Origin of the sequence: Pseudomonas sp. 2995-1 (assembly GCF_002742505.1) — a bacterium.
Lineage (GTDB): Bacteria > Pseudomonadota > Gammaproteobacteria > Pseudomonadales > Pseudomonadaceae > Aquipseudomonas > Aquipseudomonas sivasensis.
Window position 1 is genome coordinate 460,598 of record NZ_LJSA01000332.1, and the last position, 18,551, is coordinate 479,148.

The following is an 18,551-nucleotide window of genomic DNA, read 5'->3' on the forward strand; positions in this document are numbered from 1 at the left end:
TTTCCATGCACGCTTTGCAAGCCAAGATCCTCGACCCACGCATCGGCACCGAATTCCCACTGCCGGCCTACGCCACCCCAGGCTCTGCCGGCCTGGACCTGCGTGCCATGCTCAAGCAAGACACCCTGCTTGAGCCGGGACAGACCGTCCTGATCCCTACCGGCCTGTCGATCTACGTGGGCGACCCTGGTCTGGCTGCGCTGATCCTGCCGCGCTCCGGCCTGGGCCACAAACACGGCATCGTGCTGGGCAACCTGGTAGGCCTGATCGACTCGGACTACCAAGGCGAGTTGATGGTGTCGTGCTGGAACCGCGGCCAAACCGCATTCAACATCGTGGTCGGCGAGCGCATTGCCCAGCTTGTTCTTGTGCCGGTGGTACAGGCGCACTTCGAACTGGTGCAGGAATTCGACGAAACCCAACGTGGTGCAGGCGGCTTTGGGCATTCAGGCAGTCTCTGACTAAGCTGAACGTGGCCGGGTGCTTTTGCCCGGCCAGACGCCACCGCATGTCTTTTCAGGATGAAGAATGCGCGGAATTTATCAGCGAGATTTCCCTAGCTAAATCAACGTATTACGCAGAAATAAGCCTGACTTCCAAACGCCGATGGCATTTTTGCACCACGAACTCTCTGCCGAAAACACCGTCATACCCTTCAGTTTGAGCCTGCCGGTCAGCCACTTTAAGGCCAGCCTTGCCCCCTTCAGATGGAGTTTCCCCCCGCGATGAGTACCGCAGCCCGAGTAGCCCCGACATTCCCCGACAGCATCTTTCGCGCCTATGACATCCGTGGCGTGGTGCCCAAGACCCTGACTGCCGAAACGGCCTACTGGATCGGCCGCGCCATCGGCGCCCAGAGCCTGGCTCAGGATGAGCCCAACGTATCGGTCGGCCGTGACGGTCGTTTGTCCGGCCCGGAGTTGGTGGAGCAACTGATCCAGGGCCTGGCCGACGCCGGCTGCCATGTCAGCGACGTCGGCCTGGTACCAACGCCAGCTCTGTACTACGCCGCCAACGTCCTGGCCGGCAAGTCCGGGGTGATGCTCACTGGCAGCCATAACCCATCGGATTACAACGGTTTCAAGATCGTCATCGCTGGCGACACCCTGGCTAACGAACAGATCCAGGCCTTGCATACCCGCCTGAAAACCAACGACCTGACCAGCGGCAAAGGCAGCATCACCAAAGTCGACATCCTGCAGCGCTACTCCGACGAAATCACCCGCGACGTCAAGCTCGCCCGCCGCCTCAAAGTGGTAGTGGACTGCGGCAACGGCGCGGCCGGTGTGATCGCGCCGCAACTGCTCGAAGCCTTGAACTGCGAAGTAATCCCGTTGTTCTGCGAGGTTGACGGCAACTTCCCCAACCACCACCCGGATCCAGGCAAGCCAGAAAATCTGGTGGACCTGATCGCCAAGGTCAAGGAAACCGGCGCCGATGTCGGCCTGGCCTTCGATGGTGACGGCGACCGCGTAGGTGTGGTGACCGAGACCGGCGAGATCGTATTCCCCGACCGCCTGCTGATGCTGTTCGCACGTGACGTAGTGGCGCGCAATCCCAACGCCGAAATCATCTTCGACGTGAAGTGCACCCGCCGCCTCACGCCGCTGATCAAGGAATACGGCGGCCGCCCGCTAATGTGGAAGACCGGTCACTCGTTGATCAAAAAGAAAATGAAGGAAACCGGCGCGCTGTTGGCCGGTGAAATGAGCGGTCACGTGTTCTTCAAAGAGCGCTGGTTCGGTTTTGACGACGGTATCTACAGCGCCGCTCGTCTGCTGGAGATCCTCAGCAAGGAAAAATCCACTGCCGAAGAGCTGTTTCAGACCTTCCCGAATGATATTTCTACGCCAGAGATCAATATCCATGTGACCGAGGAGAGCAAATTCAGCATCATTGACGCACTGCACGACGCGCAATGGGGCGAAGGCGCCAACCTGACCACCATTGATGGTGTGCGAGTCGATTACGCCAAAGGCTGGGGCCTGGTTCGCGCGTCCAACACCACACCGGTGCTGGTGCTGCGTTTCGAGGCGGATACCGAGGCTGAGTTGCAGCGCATCAAGGACGTGTTCCACGCCCAGTTGAAACGTGTTGCCCCTGATCTCCAATTACCGTTCTGATTTTTTACCGGAGCCCTGAATGACCCTCGAACGCGAAGCCGCTGCCAACACCGCCAAGGTCCTGTCCGAAGCGTTGCCTTACATTCGACGCTACGTCGGCAAGACGCTGGTGATCAAGTACGGCGGCAATGCCATGGAAAGCGAAGAGCTGAAAACCGGCTTTGCCCGCGACATCGTGTTGATGAAAGCCGTGGGGATCAACCCTGTGGTGGTGCACGGTGGCGGCCCGCAAATCGGCGACCTGCTCAAGCGCTTGTCGATCGAGAGTCACTTCATCGATGGCATGCGTGTCACTGACGCGCAGACCATGGACGTGGTGGAGATGGTCCTCGGCGGCCAGGTGAACAAAGACATCGTCAACCTGATCAACCGCCACGGCGGCAGCGCCATCGGCCTGACCGGCAAGGACGCCGAGCTGATCCGCGCGAAAAAACTGACCGTTACCCGTCAGACGCCGGAAATGACCCAGCCGGAAATCATCGATATCGGCCAGGTAGGCGAAGTGATCGGCATCAACACCGACCTGCTGAACCTGCTGGTCAAGGGTGACTTCATCCCGGTGATCGCGCCGATCGGCGTGGGTGCGAACGGTGAGTCCTACAACATCAACGCCGACCTCGTCGCCGGCAAGGTCGCCGAGGCGCTGAAGGCTGAAAAGCTGATGCTGCTGACCAACATCGCCGGCCTGATGGACAAGGAAGGCAAGGTGCTGACCGGCTTGACCACTCAACAGGTGGACGAACTGATCGCCGACGGCACCATCTACGGCGGCATGCTGCCGAAGATCCGTTGCGCGCTGGAAGCAGTGCAAGGCGGCGTTGGCAGCTCGCTGATCCTTGATGGCCGTGTACCGAATGCAATCCTGCTGGAAATCTTTACCGATACAGGTGTGGGTACGCTGATCAGCAACCGCAAGCGCCCTTAAAACGCTGAAAACAAAAAGCCCCGCTCAACTTGGTTGAGCGGGGCTTTTTTATGGTTCGGCGATTACTGAACGCCGAACTGCTCGCGATACGCCTTAACTGCCGGCAAGTGCTGCTTGAGCTGCGGATCATCTTCCAGGAACTGCAACACCTGGTTCAACGAAACGATGCTTACCACCGGAATACCGAAATCACGCTCCACTTCCTGGATCGCCGACAACTCACCGTTGCCGCGCTCCTGGCGGTTCAGCGCGATCAGCACGCCAGCAGCCTTGGCGCCGTCTTGGGAAGCGATAATCTGCATCACTTCACGGATGGCGGTGCCGGCGGTGATTACGTCGTCAATGATCAGCACGTCGCCGGTCAGCGGCGCGCCCACCAGGCTGCCGCCTTCGCCATGAGCCTTGGCTTCCTTGCGGTTGAAGCACCATGGCAGATCGCGCCCATGGTGTTCCGCCAGGGCCACGGCTGTTGCAGCTGCCAGGGGGATACCCTTGTAGGCCGGGCCAAACAGCACGTCGAAGGAAATATCGCTTTCAACAATGGCTGCCGCGTAGAAACGCCCCAACTGAGCCAGGGCCGAACCCGAGTTGAACAAGCCCGCATTGAAGAAGTACGGACTGGTGCGCCCGGACTTGAGGGTGAACTCACCGAAGCGCAAAACCCCGCGATCGATGGCAAAACGAATGAAATCGCGTTGATACGCCTGCATGAAAAAAGCCTCAGATACCACGGATTTAGCTAATTAGGTAGACGGCGTGTATCATACACGCACGCGATTTTTGGGGCCATTTATGCGGATCATCAGTGTGAACGTTAATGGTATTCAGGCTGCAGTCGAGCGTGGTTTGCTCAGTTGGCTGCAAGCTCAGAATGCCGACGTCATCTGCCTGCAGGACACCCGCGCCTCCGCCTTTGAACTGGACGACCCAGCCTTCCAACTGGATGGCTACTTCCTTTATGCCTGCGATGCCGAAGTGCCCACCCAAGGTGGCGTGGCTTTGTACTCGCGGTTGCAACCCAAGGCGGTCATCAGCGGCCTCGGCTTCGAGACAGCCGACCGCTACGGGCGCTACCTGCAAGCCGATTTCGACAAGGTCAGCATCGCGACCTTGCTGCTTCCTTCGGGGCAGAACGGCGATGAAGACTTGAACCAGAAGTTCAAGCTAATGGACGATTTCGCCCGTTATCTGGATAAACAGCGGCGTAAACGTCGCGAGTACATTTACTGTGGCTCGCTGTACGTGGCGCAACAAAAGCTGGATATCAAGAACTGGCGCGACAGCCAGCAATCCCCAGGTTTCCTGGCGCCGGAACGGGCCTGGATGGACGAGATTGTCGGCAACATGGGCTATGTGGATGCCCTTCGTGAAGTCAGCCGCGAAGGCGACCAGTACAGCTGGTGGCCAGACAATGAACAGGCTGAAATGCTCAACCTGGGCTGGCGCTTCGACTACCAGTTGCTGACCCCAGGTCTGCGCCGGTTCGTACGCAGTGCACGTTTGCCGCGCCAGCCGCGTTTCTCGCAGCACGCGCCGCTGATCGTGGACTACGACTGGACACTGACCATCTAAGGTCTTTCTCCAGGCACAAAAAAACCGACATCGCTGTCGGTTTTTTTGTGGGCGATCACTATTTGACCAAACGCCAGGTCCATGGGTATCGGTAGGCTGTGCCGTTGTTGGCTTTAACGCCGCCAATGATCGTCAGCACCAGCGCCGCAACCACGAGCACCAACATCAACACAAAGCCGATCACCACAAACCCCAGCACCATGCAGACCAGCCAGGCGATGGCCACTGTGATCTGGAAATTCAGGGCTTCCTTGCCCTGATCATCGATAAGCGGGTCCATATCCTTCTTGATCTGCCACACGATCAACGGCCCCAACAGGCTGCCAAAGGGGAATACCAACCCCAGAAACGCCGCGAAGTGACACAACATCGCCCATTGGCGAACTTCCTTGGTCGGTGCCGGAACCGGCAATTGACTGTCACTCATGGCGCTTCTCCTTGAAGTCGGCTTAGTCAGCCAGTGCGGCGTTCTGCAGTTCGAAGATCTCGGTCATGCCTTTCTGGGCTAGGGCCAGCATGGCGTTCAGCTCGGCCGGCTGGAATGGCGCGCCTTCAGCGGTGCCCTGCACTTCGATGAAACCACCGGTGCTGGTCATCACGACGTTCAGGTCAGTCTCGGCAGCCGAATCTTCCAGATAGTCCAGGTCCAGCACAGGCTCGCCCTGGTACATACCCACCGATACAGCGGCAATCATTTGCTTGAGCGGGTCGCCGCCTTTCAGGCCGCCACGTTTCTTGATCACTTTCAGTGCGTCGACCAAGGCCACCATCGCGCCAGTGATGGATGCAGTGCGGGTGCCGCCATCGGCCTGGATCACGTCGCAGTCGACGTAAAGGGTCACGTCGCCCAGCTTGGACATGTCCAGGGCTGCACGCAGGGAGCGACCGATCAGGCGCTGGATTTCCAGGGTGCGGCCGCCTTGCTTGCCACGGCTGGCTTCACGCTGGTTACGTTCACCGGTGGCGCGCGGCAGCATGCCGTATTCGGCGGTCAACCAACCCTGGCCCTGGCCTTTAAGGAAACGCGGCACGCCATTTTCAACGCTGACGGTGCAGATAACCTTGGTATCGCCAAACTCGACCAGTACAGATCCCTCGGCGTGTTTGGTGTAGTTGCGGGTGATGCGGATCGAGCGGAGCTGATCGGCAACGCGACCACTTGGACGTTTCATAGGGGATACCTGTACTGAGGACGAAAAACTGCCGAGCATTATAGAGCCGCGAGCCGATTCGGGGCACTTCTAAAAATCTGGTTACGAATGGTCAGCCTATCGCCCATTGTTTGGGCGCACTCGCCCCACTGCGCTACAATCCTGCGCCTTCGCAGCCTGTCGGCTTCAATTTACCCATCAGCCCGTGTTTGCGGGACTGCATCGCGAGGTACCTCCATGGTGCACAGCATGACCGCCTTCGCCCGCGTCGAAAAAGCAGGCGCCCAAGGCACCCTGAGCTGGGAACTGCGCTCGGTCAACAGCCGCTACCTGGAGCCGCACCTGCGCCTGCCGGAATCCTTCCGCGACCTCGAAGGCGCCGTGCGTGAGGCACTGCGCCAGGGCATCTCCCGCGGCAAGCTGGAATGCACCCTGCGCTTTACCGAAGAAACCACCGGCAAGCCGCTGCAGGTAGACCGCGAGCGCGCCGCGCAACTGGTCGCTGCCGCCGAAACCATCGCCGGCCTGATCAAGCAGCCCGCAGCGCTGAACCCTCTGGAAGTGCTGGCTTGGCCCGGCGTGCTGGTGGCCGACGCCTCCGATCCGCAAGCCCTCAATGCCGAAGCCCTCGCCCTGTTTAATCAGGGCTTGAAGGAGCTCAAGGCCGGCCGCGAACGCGAAGGTGCCGAACTGGCACGCCTGATCAACGAGCGCCTGACGTCGATCGAAGCAGACGTGGTCATCTTGCGAGAGCTGGTGCCGCAGATGCTCGCCACCCAACGTCAGAAGGTTCTCGACCGCTTCACAGACATGAAGGCCGACCTCGACCCGACGCGCCTGGAGCAGGAAATGGTCCTGCTGGCCCAAAAGAGCGACGTCGCCGAAGAGCTGGACCGCTTGAGCACCCACATCCTCGAAGTGCGTCGCGTGCTCAAATCCGGCGGCGCCGCCGGTCGGCGCCTGGACTTCCTGATGCAGGAACTCAACCGCGAAGCCAATACACTCGGCTCCAAGGCATTTGACCCGCGCAGCACCACGGCTGCCGTCAACCTCAAAGTGTTGATCGAGCAAATGCGCGAACAAGTACAGAATATTGAGTAAGGCAACCTACATGACCCACAGCACCGGCACCCTTTACATCATTTCCGCCCCTTCGGGCGCGGGCAAGAGCAGCCTGGTCAAGGCCCTGACCGACGCTGACGAGCAGATTCGCATCTCGGTCTCCCACACCACCCGTGCCATGCGCCCGGGCGAGGTGAACGGCGTGCACTACCACTTCGTCGAGCGTACCGAGTTCGTCAAAATGATTGAGCACGGCGACTTCCTGGAGCGTGCCGAAGTGTTCGGCAACCTCTATGGCACTTCGCAGAGCCATCTGCAGCAGACCTTGGACGAAGGCCACGACCTGATCCTGGAAATCGACTGGCAGGGCGCCGAGCAAGTTCGCCAGCTGATGCCCAAGGCACGCTCGATCTTCATCCTGCCGCCGTCGCTCGAAGCCTTGCATCAGCGCCTGACCAATCGTGGTCAGGACAGTGACGAGATCATCGAAGGCCGCATGCGTGAAGCCGTCAGTGAAATGAGTCACTACGTCGACTACGACTACCTGATCATTAACGACGATTTTTCCCACGCACTGGACGACCTGAAGGCGATTTTCCGCACGAATCAGCTCCAGCAAAAGCGTCAACAGCAGCGTTTCGGCAAATTACTGGCCGAACTGCTTGGCTGATTGGGTCTTCCCAAAACGGCTGTAAGGGCTTTACATTGGCCCTTGTAGCGGTTTTGCGAGGGCCTGCGAAAAATCAGCGCTTCCCTAAACGCTGGTGATTTTTTAAACTGCTCAGTCCGCTCGCCCAACCGGGCAGCGCGCATCTTGCATTCGCTCCGAGGAATATCATGGCCCGCGTAACCGTTGAAGACTGCCTAGACCACGTGGCAAACCGCTTTGAGCTGGTCATGCTCTCTACCAAGCGTGCCCGTCAACTGGCCACTGGCGGCAAAGAGCCCCTGGTCCAGTGGGAAAACGACAAACCTACCGTTGTAGCCCTGCGTGAAATCGCTGAAGGCCTGATGAGCTACGAGTTCATCGCCAACGCTGAGATCGTTGAAGACGAACCGCTGTTTGCAGCGTTCGAGGACGAGTCCAACGAGGCCGTCTAAGCCTATGCCTGGTCGACGTAGCACGGCGCGGAGTCACAGCCTTCGGCAGGAGTTCACACTTTGCCGAGCATAGACGCCCTCGCCGATCGCTTATCGACCTACCTCGGCCCCGACCAGGTTAACCTAGTCCGCCGAGCGTATTTCTACGCCGAACAAGCCCACGACGGCCAACGCCGCCGAAGCGGTGAGGCGTACGTCACCCATCCTCTTGCGGTGGCGAATATCCTGGCCGACATGCACATGGACCATCAGAGCCTGATGGCCGCGATGCTGCATGACGTGATCGAAGACACCGGTATTGCCAAGGAAGCGCTCAGCGCGCAATTTGGCGAAACCGTGGCCGAACTGGTCGACGGGGTCAGCAAACTGACCCAGATGAACTTCGAAACCAAGGCTGAAGCCCAGGCGGAAAACTTCCAGAAGATGGCCATGGCCATGGCCCGGGACATCCGGGTGATCTTGGTCAAGCTGGCCGACCGGCTGCACAACATGCGCACGCTGGAAGTGCTGTCCGGCGAAAAACGTCGGCGCATCGCCAAGGAAACCCTGGAAATCTATGCGCCCATCGCCAACCGGCTGGGCATGCACGCCATTCGTATCGAGTTCGAAGACCTCGGCTTCAAGGCCATGCACCCGATGCGTTCGGCGCGCATCTACCAAGCGGTCAAGCGTGCCCGTGGCAATCGCAAGGAAATCGTCAACAAGATCGAAGAGTCGCTAAGCCATTGCCTGGCGATCGACGAAATCGAGGGCGAAGTCAGCGGGCGGCAGAAGCACATCTACGGCATCTACAAGAAGATGCGCGGCAAGCGTCGGGCCTTTAACGAGATAATGGACGTGTACGCGTTCCGGATCATCGTCGACAAGGTTGACACCTGTTACCGCGTTTTGGGCGCTGTACATAATTTGTACAAACCCTTGCCGGGCCGCTTCAAGGACTACATTGCGATTCCCAAGGCCAACGGCTATCAGTCACTGCATACCACGCTGTTCGGTATGCACGGCGTGCCGATAGAAATTCAGATCCGCACCCGCGAAATGGAAGAGATGGCCAACAACGGCATCGCCGCCCACTGGCTGTACAAGTCCAGTGGCGACGAGCAGCCAAAAGGCACCCATGCCCGCGCCCGCCAATGGGTCAAAGGCGTGCTGGAAATGCAGCAACGTGCTGGCAACTCCCTGGAATTCATTGAAAGCGTGAAGATTGACCTGTTCCCGGACGAGGTCTACGTGTTCACGCCCAAAGGCCGGATCATGGAGCTGCCCAAAGGCTCCACGGCGGTCGACTTCGCTTACGCGGTGCATACCGACGTGGGCAACAGCTGCATCGCCTGCCGGATCAACCGTCGCCTTGCCCCACTGTCCGAGCCGCTGCAAAGCGGCTCAACCGTGGAGATTGTCAGCGCGCCTGGCGCACGCCCGAACCCGGCGTGGCTCAACTTCGTGGTCACCGGCAAGGCGCGTACGCACATCCGTCACGCCCTCAAACTGCAGCGCCGCTCCGAGTCCATCAGCCTCGGCGAACGCCTACTGAACAAGGTGCTCAACGGTTTCGACAGTGCTCTGGATAAGATCCCGCAGGAGCGTGTGCAAGCGATGCTCCACGAGTATCGCCAGGAAACCGTCGAAGACTTACTGGAAGATATCGGCCTGGGCAACCGCATGGCTTACGTGGTGGCCCGCCGCCTGCTTGGCGAAGGCGAGCAGTTGCCAAGCCCCGAAGGCCCACTGGCAATTCGCGGCACCGAGGGTCTGGTACTCAGCTACGCCAAGTGCTGCACGCCGATCCCGGGCGACCCTATTGTCGGCCACCTGTCCGCAGGCAAAGGCATGGTCGTGCACCTGGACAACTGCCGCAACATCACCGAAATACGCCACAACCCGGAAAAATGCATCCAGCTCTCGTGGGCCAAGGATGTCACCGGCGAATTCAACGTTGAGCTGCGGGTGGAGCTGGAACACCAGCGCGGCCTGATCGCCTTGCTGGCCAGCAGCGTCAACGCGGCCGACGGCAATATCGAGAAAATCAGCATGGACGAACGCGATGGTCGCATCAGCGTTGTCCAACTGGTGGTCAGCGTGCACGACCGCGTGCACCTGGCCCGCGTGATCAAGAAGCTGCGTGCCTTGACCGGCGTGATCCGCATCACCCGTATGCGCGCATAGCTGTTCAGATAAGTCATCGCCCCATTACAAGGAGTCATTCATGACCAAGACTGTTATCACCAGCGACAAGGCCCCGGCCGCCATCGGTACTTACTCCCAGGCAATCAAGGCGGGCAACACTGTCTACATGTCCGGCCAGATCCCTCTGGACCCGAAGACCATGGAACTGGTGGAAGGCTTCGAAGCACAGACCGTGCAAGTTTTCGAGAACCTCAAGTCCGTCGCCGAAGCTGCCGGCGGTTCGTTCAAGGACATCGTCAAGCTGAACATCTTTCTTACCGACCTGAGCCATTTCGCCAAGGTCAACGAGATCATGGGCAAGTACTTCGAACAGCCTTACCCAGCCCGCGCCGCCATCGGCGTTGCTGCCCTGCCAAAGGGCGCGCAGGTTGAGATGGACGCGATTCTGGTCATCGAGTAAAACACCCGGCGCAGCCCTCACAGGCCGCGCCGACTTCGTTTTAAAAGGATTTCATGATGCGCAAAGCGCTTGTAGCCACTTCGTTGCTCGCCCTGATGCTCGGCGGCTGCGCCAGCAACCCGGCCGACCTGGATGTGAGCGGCACCTGGATCAACCAGGTCGCCATCGATGCGGCAGCCAAAGGCGGCCCTTTGCGCGAAGCACTGCAGAGCTTTGGCCCGAACCTCGAGTGGGAGGTCAACTCCAAGGCGGCGCAGGCGCGCTACTACAACGGTTTTGAGGTTGCCGAAGGCAAGCTGCTCGGCGAGCAATCCGGCGCCTGGAGCGTGGATTTCTACGGCAGCTCCGCCACTGAGCTCAAGCGCAAAGGCAAACAACTGCTGCAAGTGGCGAACGACAATGAGCCCGAACAGCTGTTTGCTCGCGCCAAAGATCCAGCCCCGGAAGGCGCGCCACTGGGCGCGAACTTCGAACGCGCGCTGTATGCGGCCTATATGGGCGGCGACTGGAAGATCACCGACGGCTTCGGCAGCGGGGCCACGGTGCAATTCCAGTCTGACGGCAAAGTCGCCGGCTTACCTGGCGTCGATCGGTACTCACTGTGCCTGGCAGGTGATTGCGCATCCATGAGCGGCGGCTACGACAGCATGTGGCTGCAACTCAACGGCGTGGGTAACCCATGGATTTTTGCCCGCAAAGGCAAACAGCTGGAAATTTTCCAGGCGATCAACACTGCACAGACCGATGAGGTGCCTTCGTTTACGCCTGGGCCACGTCAGTGGTTGCTGGAAAAATAGTGATACAGAACAAAGGAGCCCAAAGGCTCCTTTTTCTTTAGCCTGCGCCACGGTTTCTTACCCTCAGAGATGGCTCCATGCGCGCATTGCTTACCTTCGGCCTGCTACTGCTTGGCGGATGCACCCATACGTCGCCGAAAACGGATATCAGCGGCATCTGGATCAACCAGACAATCCTTGATGCCGCTGCGTTGAGCCAATCGCTGAACACTCAGGGCTCAAATCTGGAATGGAATATCGATATCCACGCCGGCAAGGCGCAGGTGAGCAGCGGCTTCGAAATGGCCGAAGGCAACCTGTTGCAAACATCCCCTGACGCCTGGACCGTCGACTATGGCGGCTATAGCAGTGACGCACTGCGCCTCGACGGCAAACAGCTCATCCAACTGGGCAAAGAGCATATGAAGGAACAGGTGTTCAGCCGCCCTATCGACACCGCTAAAACCGAAGAAAGGTGGGGCAGCACTTTCAGGAGGGCCCTGAACGCAGCTTACATGGGTGGAAAATGGCGCATCATCGAGGGGCCAGGAACAGGTGAAACTGTAACGTTCACCGCGGATGGCCAGGTCTCAGGGCTTGCAAAAACGGACAGATACGAACTATGCCTGGACGGTGACTGCGCCTCCCAAGGCGCAGGCAATAACACCCTTTTCCTGACCAATGGAGACGTCGGTAATACCTGGATCTTCGTGCGCAAGGGCAAGCAGATGGAAATCCTCCAGGCAATCAACGGCGCGCAAAGCGACGAAATACCCACGTTCACGCCCGGCCCGCGCCAATGGCTGCTAGAACAGCAATAACACAGATCCAACGGTGGGGAGGGGCTTCAGCCTTTTAGAATGGCCGCATACCCTTCTCGATAGCTCGGATACGTCGGCACCCAACCCAGCGCTTTGATGCGAGCATTGCTGCATTGCTTGCTACCAGCACGCCGCACGCTGGCGTCATCGGACCACTCCGTTACGCCCAGGTAGTCACGCAACCAGGCCACCACCTCGGCCAAGGGAGCCGGCGCATCGTCGACGCCGATATAGATTTTATCCAGCGAACCGCCCTGCTCCACATGGCGCAACAAGAAGGCCAGCAAACCCGCCGCGTCGTCCGCGTGAATGCGGTTGCCATATAAAGGTGGATCGATCGCCACGCGATAACCCTGGCGTACCTGGGTCAGAAGCCACTCGCGGCCCGGACCGTAAATGCCGGTCAGACGCACAATGCTCGCAGGAATGCCGCTATTGAGTGCGACCTGTTCGGCCTCCAGCATGACCTGCCCGGAATAGCCCTTCGCCTTGGTTTCAGAGGTTTCGTCGACCCACTCGCCATTCAGTTGCCCATATACGCTACTGCTGGATACAAACAACAAATGCTTGGGTTCCTGACCGTAATCTTTTAGCCACTCCAACACATGCTGCAATCCTTGCACGTAGGCCGCGCGATAACCGGCCTCATCGTGATCCGTCGCGGCAGCGCAATACACCAGGTAACCCCCCCCGCCAATAGGCCAGGTGTCGGGGCAATCCTTGTTGAAGAGGTCGCCGGCAATGCCGATCACGCCGTTGGGCAAACGCGAAATGTCGCGTCGCAGGCCATAAACCTCCCATTCTGAGGCCAGCAATTGGCTAGCCAGGCGACCACCCACATCGCCGCATCCGGCAATCACAACAGAAGGTGCAGACATCACAAAACTCCATTCTCAAAGGTCTAGGTTAGCCTTCTCGGCTGACCAGCGGCCAGAAAAAGCACAAATAAAGTTACTGTATTACTTTTGTTAACAAGAATTACTTGCAATAATGACCGCCCATTTGTCCTCGGCCGCCTAGGGTCTGGTAGGACGATCACTCATTTTTTCTTCTCAGGTCCGGCCAGCATGACACGTAATACCACCCCCGCTTCGCCAACCAAGCTTCACAGCCCGTCCCGCGCCTGGCGCGCGATTGCTGCGATGCTGTTCAGCGTGCTGCTGGCGCCGACCGCCGCATTCGCTGATGCCAACGCCCCAGCCACGCCGGCGGCCGTCGAGCAAAACGCTGCTGCCCCGGCCGCTCCAGCCGCCACCGATCCAGCCCAGGCTGCTGCGCCAGCCGCCACTGACGAAACTGGCGTCGTGCTGGAAGAAGACAACACCCTGGGCATGGCCCATGACCTGTCGCCGTGGGGCATGTACCAGAACGCAGACGTCGTGGTGAAGGCCGTGATGATCGGTCTGGCCATCGCTTCGATCATCACGTGGACCATCTGGATCGCCAAAGGCTTCGAGTTGCTGGGTGCCAAGCGCCGTCTGCGTACTGAAATCGTCCACCTGAAAAAGGCCACTACCCTCAAGGAAGCCAGCGAGAGCGCGACCAAAAAGGGCACCCTGGCCAATACCTTAGTGCATGACGCACTGGAAGAAATGCGCCTGTCGGCCAACACCCGTGAAAAGGAAGGCATCAAGGAGCGCGTGGCGTTCCGCCTGGAGCGACTGGTAGCAGCCTGCGGCCGTAACATGAGCAGCGGCACCGGCGTACTCGCCACCATCGGTTCCACCGCGCCGTTCGTCGGTCTGTTCGGTACCGTGTGGGGCATCATGAACAGCTTTATCGGCATCGCCAAAACCCAGACCACCAACCTCGCCGTCGTTGCCCCCGGCATCGCCGAAGCCCTGCTGGCAACCGCCCTGGGCCTGGTTGCTGCAATTCCTGCGGTGGTGATCTACAACGTCTTCGCCCGTTCGATTGCCGGCTATAAAGCCCAGGTATCCGACGCGTCGGCAGAAGTCCTGCTGCTGGTCAGCCGCGACCTCGATCACCTGCCTACCGAGCGCAGCTCGCAACCGCACATGGTGAAAGTGGGGTAATCGGCCATGGGCCTGCATTTGAATCAAGGCGACGATGAACTCGTCGAGAACCACGAAATCAACGTCACGCCGTTTATCGACGTAATGCTGGTACTGCTGATCATCTTCATGGTGGCCGCTCCCTTGGCCACCGTGGATATCAAGGTCGACCTGCCCGCGTCCAGCGCCAAGCCTGCGCCGCGGCCCGAGAAACCGGTGTTTCTCAGCGTCAAGGCGGACCAACGCCTGTTCCTGGGCGAAGAAGAAGTCAAAGCTGAAACCTTGGGCCAGGTCCTCGACGCCAAGACCCAAGGCAAGAAAGACACGACGATCTTCTTCCAGGCCGACAAGGGCGTGGACTACGGCGACCTGATGAGCGTGATGGATGCCCTGCGGGCAGCCGGCTACCTCAAGGTAGGCTTGGTCGGACTTGAGACGGCAGCCAAGAAATGATCACGACGCGCCACAAACTGACGCGTTATGGCACCAGCCTTGCCGTCGTGCTGGGCGTGCACGCCGTCGCGATTGCTATCGCGCTCCATTGGTCGGCGCCGCGCACTGTGCAGCTGCCGCCGGCCGCCATGGTCATTGACCTGGCGCCGATGCCAGCACCGCCGCCACCGGCTCCACCGAAAGTGGTCACGCCACCGCAACCGCCCGCACCGGTGGAAGAGTTGCCTTTGCCGAAACTGGCCGAGGCACCCAAGCCGACGATCCAGGTGCCCAAGCCGGTCAAGCCCAAGCCCAAACCTCAGCCGCCCAAGCCGGTAGAGAAAAAGATCGAGCCACCCAAGGAGAAACCTTCCGAGGATCCGCCGAGCGATGCTCCGCCGACCAAAGCGCCGGCCGAAAAATCGGCGCAGCCGGCTCCAGGCCCGTCGCCGCAGCAGCTTGCAGCCAAGGCCTCTTGGGAAGGCACCCTGCTGGCGCATTTGCAGAAGTACAAAAAGTACCCGCCAGGTGCCCAGGCCCGTGGCAAGGAAGGCCTGAACCGCTTGCGCTTCGTGGTCGATGCCGAAGGCAACGTGCTGTCCTACGAGTTGGTGGGCCGTTCCGGCAACGCTGACCTGGACCGTGCAACCCTGGACATGATCCGTCGTGCCCAACCGCTGCCCAAGCCACCGGCCGACATGGTGAAAAGCGGCAGTGTCGAGATCGTTGCACCATTCGTGTACAACATCGAAAAGCGTCGCCGCTGATATGACTGTGGCAAGGGGCAACCCTTGCCATTCTCAGCAAACAGCAAAATCCTCCGCATCCCCCGCTCAATCCCCAACAAACTTCTGATAACGTGCGTCTATCGATTGCAGCCGGTATGCTTGGCCCGCAACTTCATGGACGCCTGCTATGACTCTTACAGAATTACGCTACATCGTTACCCTCGCCCAAGAGCAGCACTTCGGCCATGCGGCCGAGCGTTGCCACGTCAGCCAGCCGACGTTGTCGGTGGGCGTGAAAAAGCTTGAAGACGAACTCGGTGTGCTGATTTTCGAGCGCAGCAAAAGCGCCGTGCGCCTTACCCCTGTGGGTGAAGGCATTGTTGCCCAGGCCCAGAAAGTCCTGGAACAAGCGCAAAGCATTCGCGAGCTGGCCCAGGCCGGTAAGAACCAGCTGACCGCTCCGCTGAAAGTCGGCGCCATCTACACCGTCGGCCCGTACCTGTTCCCGCACCTGATCCCGCAACTGCACCGCGTCGCACCGCAGATGCCGCTGTATATCGAAGAAAACTTCACCCACGTGCTGCGCGACAAACTGCGCAACGGCGAGCTGGACGCGATCATCATCGCCCTGCCGTTCAATGAGGCCGACGTGCTCACGCTGCCGCTCTACGACGAGCCGTTCTACGTGCTGATGCCCGCCTCCCACCCGTGGACGCAGAAAGACACCATCGACGCCGGCCTGCTCAATGACAAGAGCCTGCTGCTGCTTGGCGAGGGCCACTGCTTCCGCGACCAAGTGCTGGAAGCCTGCCCGACGCTGACCAAAGGCAACGACGGCGCCAAGCACACCACCGTGGAATCCAGCTCCCTGGAAACCATTCGCCATATGGTCGCTTCCGGCCTGGGCATTTCGATCCTGCCGCTGTCAGCGGTGGATAGCCATCACTACGCCCCCGGCGTTATTGCAGTACGCCCGCTCACACCTCCGGTGCCCTTCCGCACCGTGGCAATCGCCTGGCGTGCCAGCTTCCCACGGCCTAAAGCCATTGAGATCCTCGCCGACTCGATCCGCCTCTGTTCGGTGGCCAAGCCGCCTGCTGCGAGCTAAGTAGCCGTATGACTGAGCTGTCGCAGGTGTCGGTGACGGCACTCAAGGGTGTCGGTGAAGCCATGGCCGAGAAGCTGGCCAAGGTCGGGCTGGAAAATCTCCAGGACGTATTGTTCCACCTGCCCTTGCGGTATCAGGACCGCACCCGCGTGGTGCCCATCGGCCAGTTGCGCCCAGGGCAAGACGCCGTCGTGGAAGGCACCGTCAGCGGGGCCGACGTGGTCATGGGCAAGCGCCGCAGCCTGGTCGTGCGCCTGCAGGACGGCACCGGCGGTCTGAGCCTGCGCTTCTACCATTTCAGCAACGCGCAGAAGGAAGGCCTCAAACGCGGCACACGCGTGCGCTGCTATGGCGAGGCGCGACCCGGTGCCTCGGGCCTGGAGATTTACCATCCGGAATACCGCGCGATCACCGGCGACGAACCGCCTCCGGTGGACACCACCCTCACGCCGATCTACCCGCTCACCGAAGGCCTGACCCAGCAACGCCTGCGCCAACTGTGCACGCAGACCCTGACCATGCTCGGCCCGAAAAGCCTGCCCGACTGGCTCCCACTGGAGCTGGCTCGCGACTACCAACTGGCGCCACTGGACGACGCAATTCGCTACCTGCATCACCCGCCGGCCGACGCCGACGTCGACGAGTTGGCCCTGGGTCACCACTGGGCCCAGCACCGCCTGGCCTTCGAAGAACTGCTCACTCATCAACTGTCCCAGCAGCGCCTGCGCGAAAGCATGCGTTCCCTGCGCGCCCCAGCGATGCCCAAGGCCACGCGCCTGCCTGCGCAATACCTGGCCAATCTTGGCTTCGCGCCGACCGGTGCCCAGCAACGTGTAGGCAATGAAATCGCCTACGACCTCAGCCAAAAAGAGCCCATGCTCCGGTTGATTCAGGGTGACGTGGGTGCAGGCAAGACAGTGGTCGCCGCCCTCGCCGCCTTGCAGGCGCTGGAAGCCGGTTACCAAGTGGCGCTGATGGCACCCACCGAGATTCTCGCCGAGCAGCACTTCATCACCTTCAAGCGCTGGCTCGAACCCTTGGGCCTGGAAGTCGCGTGGCTGGCGGGCAAGCTCAAGGGCAAGAACCGCGCAGCGGCACTGGAGCAGATCGCCGGCGGCGCCCCGATGGTGGTGGGCACCCATGCGCTGTTCCAGGAGGAGGTGAAGTTCAAGAACCTGGCCCTGGTGATCATCGACGAACAACACCGCTTCGGCGTGCAGCAGCGCCTGGCACTGCGCCAGAAAGGCGTGGGCGGTCGCATGAACCCGCACCAGTTGATCATGACCGCCACGCCGATCCCGCGCACGCTGGCCATGAGTGCCTACGCCGACCTCGACACCTCGATCCTCGACGAACTGCCGCCCGGCCGCACCCCGGTCAACACCGTGCTGGTCACCGATACCCGGCGTGTCGAAGTGATCGAACGGGTACGCGGCGCCTGTGCCGAAGGGCGCCAGGCTTACTGGGTGTGCACGCTGATCGAAGAGTCTGAAGAACTGACCTGCCAGGCCGCCGAGACCACCTATGAAGACCTCACCAGTGCCCTCGGCGAACTCAAGGTCGGGCTGATCCACGGGCGCATGAAGCCCGCCGAAAAAGCCGCCGTGATGGCCGATTTCAAGGCCGGCAACCTTCAACTGCTGGTGGCCACCACGGTGATCGAAGTCGGTGTGGACGTGCCCAACGCCAGCCTGATGATCATCGAAAACCCCGAGCGCCTGGGCCTGGCGCAACTGCACCAACTGCGCGGCCGCGTCGGCCGGGGCAGCGCGGCCAGCCACTGCGTGCTGCTGTATCACCCGCCGCTGTCGCAGATCGGTCGCCAGCGTCTGGGCATCATGCGCGAGACCAACGACGGGTTCGTCATTGCCGAAAAAGACCTCGAACTGCGCGGTCCCGGCGAAATGCTCGGCACCCGCCAGACCGGCCTGCTGCAATTCAAAGTCGCCGACCTCATGCGCGACGCCGACCTGCTGCCCGCCGTGCGCGATGCGGCACAGGCCCTGATGGAGCGCTGGCCGGATCACGTCAGCCCGCTGTTGGATCGCTGGCTACGCCATGGGCAGCAATACGGCCAAGTGTGACGCCTGACTCACTTAAGCGACCTACAAATGTATCAAGCTGGTTATACTCCGATGACTGTAAGAAAT

The 18,551-nt window shown here is 60.3% G+C and carries 19 protein-coding genes and 1 pseudogene; 16 read left to right on the forward strand and 4 right to left on the reverse strand.

Annotated elements, in window-relative coordinates; translation table 11 throughout:
• The first annotated feature begins 5 nt into the window (after window positions 1-5).
• The 3 genes and pseudogenes from dut (at window position 6) to argB (ending at window position 3,048) form a co-directional block, all read left to right on the forward strand.
• Window positions 6-461 (forward strand): dUTP diphosphatase, encoded by a 456-nt coding sequence (dut, locus tag AOA61_RS11150; RefSeq protein ID WP_032884403.1) that lies wholly within the window; start codon window positions 6-8, stop codon window positions 459-461.
• 240 nt (window positions 462-701) lie between these two features.
• A pseudogene (locus AOA61_RS11155) lies at window positions 702-2,123 on the forward strand (phosphomannomutase/phosphoglucomutase); the annotation flags it as partial.
• 19 nt (window positions 2,124-2,142) lie between these two features.
• Window positions 2,143-3,048 (forward strand): acetylglutamate kinase, encoded by a 906-nt coding sequence (gene argB, locus AOA61_RS11160; RefSeq protein WP_017735763.1) that lies wholly within the window; start codon window positions 2,143-2,145, stop codon window positions 3,046-3,048.
• A 62-nt stretch (window positions 3,049-3,110) separates the two neighbouring features.
• Here the strand turns inward: argB and pyrE are convergent, their stop codons facing one another.
• Complete coding sequence (gene pyrE / locus AOA61_RS11165; RefSeq protein ID WP_074847982.1) at window positions 3,111-3,758, reverse strand: orotate phosphoribosyltransferase; 648 nt, start codon at window positions 3,756-3,758, stop codon at window positions 3,111-3,113.
• An 82-nt stretch (window positions 3,759-3,840) separates the two neighbouring features.
• Between pyrE and AOA61_RS11170 the strand changes: the two genes are divergently transcribed.
• A complete protein-coding gene (locus AOA61_RS11170) occupies window positions 3,841-4,620 on the forward strand; it encodes an exodeoxyribonuclease III (RefSeq protein WP_003195493.1) in 780 nt (259 codons plus the stop codon).
• 58 nt (window positions 4,621-4,678) lie between these two features.
• On the opposite strand, the gene AOA61_RS11175 is transcribed toward AOA61_RS11170, so the two are convergent.
• Complete coding sequence (locus tag AOA61_RS11175; protein WP_032884406.1) at window positions 4,679-5,047, reverse strand: DUF4870 domain-containing protein; 369 nt, start codon at window positions 5,045-5,047, stop codon at window positions 4,679-4,681.
• A 22-nt stretch (window positions 5,048-5,069) separates the two neighbouring features.
• Window positions 5,070-5,792, reverse strand: coding sequence for a ribonuclease PH (gene rph, locus AOA61_RS11180; RefSeq protein ID WP_017735760.1), 723 nt, complete (start codon window positions 5,790-5,792; stop codon window positions 5,070-5,072).
• A gap of 216 nt (window positions 5,793-6,008) precedes the next feature.
• On the opposite strand from rph, the gene AOA61_RS11185 reads away from it, so the two are divergent.
• From AOA61_RS11185 to AOA61_RS11215, 7 genes are all read left to right on the forward strand, one after another.
• Window positions 6,009-6,872, forward strand: coding sequence for a YicC/YloC family endoribonuclease (locus AOA61_RS11185; RefSeq protein WP_095185208.1), 864 nt, complete (start codon window positions 6,009-6,011; stop codon window positions 6,870-6,872).
• A 10-nt stretch (window positions 6,873-6,882) separates the two neighbouring features.
• Window positions 6,883-7,503: a guanylate kinase gene (gmk, locus tag AOA61_RS11190; RefSeq protein WP_032884410.1), complete on the forward strand. Its 621-nt coding sequence runs from the start codon at window positions 6,883-6,885 to the stop codon at window positions 7,501-7,503.
• A gap of 167 nt (window positions 7,504-7,670) precedes the next feature.
• Window positions 7,671-7,934 carry a DNA-directed RNA polymerase subunit omega gene (gene rpoZ / locus AOA61_RS11195; protein ID WP_017735757.1) on the forward strand — a complete coding sequence of 88 codons (264 nt, stop codon included), beginning with the start codon at window positions 7,671-7,673 and terminating at the stop codon, window positions 7,932-7,934.
• Window positions 7,935-7,994: 60 nt separating this feature from the next.
• Window positions 7,995-10,100 carry a bifunctional GTP diphosphokinase/guanosine-3',5'-bis pyrophosphate 3'-pyrophosphohydrolase gene (gene spoT, locus AOA61_RS11200; RefSeq protein WP_032884411.1) on the forward strand — a complete coding sequence of 702 codons (2,106 nt, stop codon included), beginning with the start codon at window positions 7,995-7,997 and terminating at the stop codon, window positions 10,098-10,100.
• A gap of 40 nt (window positions 10,101-10,140) precedes the next feature.
• Entirely contained in the window at window positions 10,141-10,521 is a 381-nt protein-coding gene (locus AOA61_RS11205; RefSeq protein ID WP_003176922.1) for a RidA family protein, read from the forward strand.
• Window positions 10,522-10,577: 56 nt separating this feature from the next.
• On the forward strand, window positions 10,578-11,318 hold the full coding sequence (locus tag AOA61_RS11210) for a hypothetical protein (RefSeq protein ID WP_099601755.1): 741 nt from the start codon (window positions 10,578-10,580) through the stop codon (window positions 11,316-11,318).
• Window positions 11,319-11,395: 77 nt separating this feature from the next.
• Window positions 11,396-12,118, forward strand: coding sequence for a hypothetical protein (locus AOA61_RS11215; RefSeq protein WP_032884413.1), 723 nt, complete (start codon window positions 11,396-11,398; stop codon window positions 12,116-12,118).
• A gap of 26 nt (window positions 12,119-12,144) precedes the next feature.
• Here the strand turns inward: AOA61_RS11215 and AOA61_RS11220 are convergent, their stop codons facing one another.
• Entirely contained in the window at window positions 12,145-12,996 is an 852-nt protein-coding gene (locus tag AOA61_RS11220) for an SDR family oxidoreductase (protein WP_099601756.1), read from the reverse strand.
• A gap of 189 nt (window positions 12,997-13,185) precedes the next feature.
• On the opposite strand from AOA61_RS11220, the gene exbB reads away from it, so the two are divergent.
• The 5 genes from exbB (at window position 13,186) to recG (ending at window position 18,485) form a co-directional block, all read left to right on the forward strand.
• Window positions 13,186-14,154 (forward strand): tonB-system energizer ExbB, encoded by a 969-nt coding sequence (exbB, locus tag AOA61_RS11225; protein ID WP_032884415.1) that lies wholly within the window; start codon window positions 13,186-13,188, stop codon window positions 14,152-14,154.
• A 6-nt stretch (window positions 14,155-14,160) separates the two neighbouring features.
• On the forward strand, window positions 14,161-14,586 hold the full coding sequence (exbD, locus tag AOA61_RS11230; protein WP_032884416.1) for a TonB system transport protein ExbD: 426 nt from the start codon (window positions 14,161-14,163) through the stop codon (window positions 14,584-14,586).
• Window positions 14,583-15,332 carry an energy transducer TonB gene (locus AOA61_RS11235; RefSeq protein WP_032884417.1) on the forward strand — a complete coding sequence of 250 codons (750 nt, stop codon included), beginning with the start codon at window positions 14,583-14,585 and terminating at the stop codon, window positions 15,330-15,332. Before exbD ends, AOA61_RS11235 begins: the two co-directional genes overlap by 4 nt.
• Window positions 15,333-15,480: 148 nt before the next feature.
• A complete protein-coding gene (locus AOA61_RS11240; protein WP_003213305.1) occupies window positions 15,481-16,401 on the forward strand; it encodes a hydrogen peroxide-inducible genes activator in 921 nt (306 codons plus the stop codon).
• Between the two features lie 8 nt (window positions 16,402-16,409).
• A complete protein-coding gene (gene recG / locus AOA61_RS11245; protein WP_032884418.1) occupies window positions 16,410-18,485 on the forward strand; it encodes an ATP-dependent DNA helicase RecG in 2,076 nt (691 codons plus the stop codon).
• The last annotated feature ends 66 nt before the right edge of the window (window positions 18,486-18,551 follow it).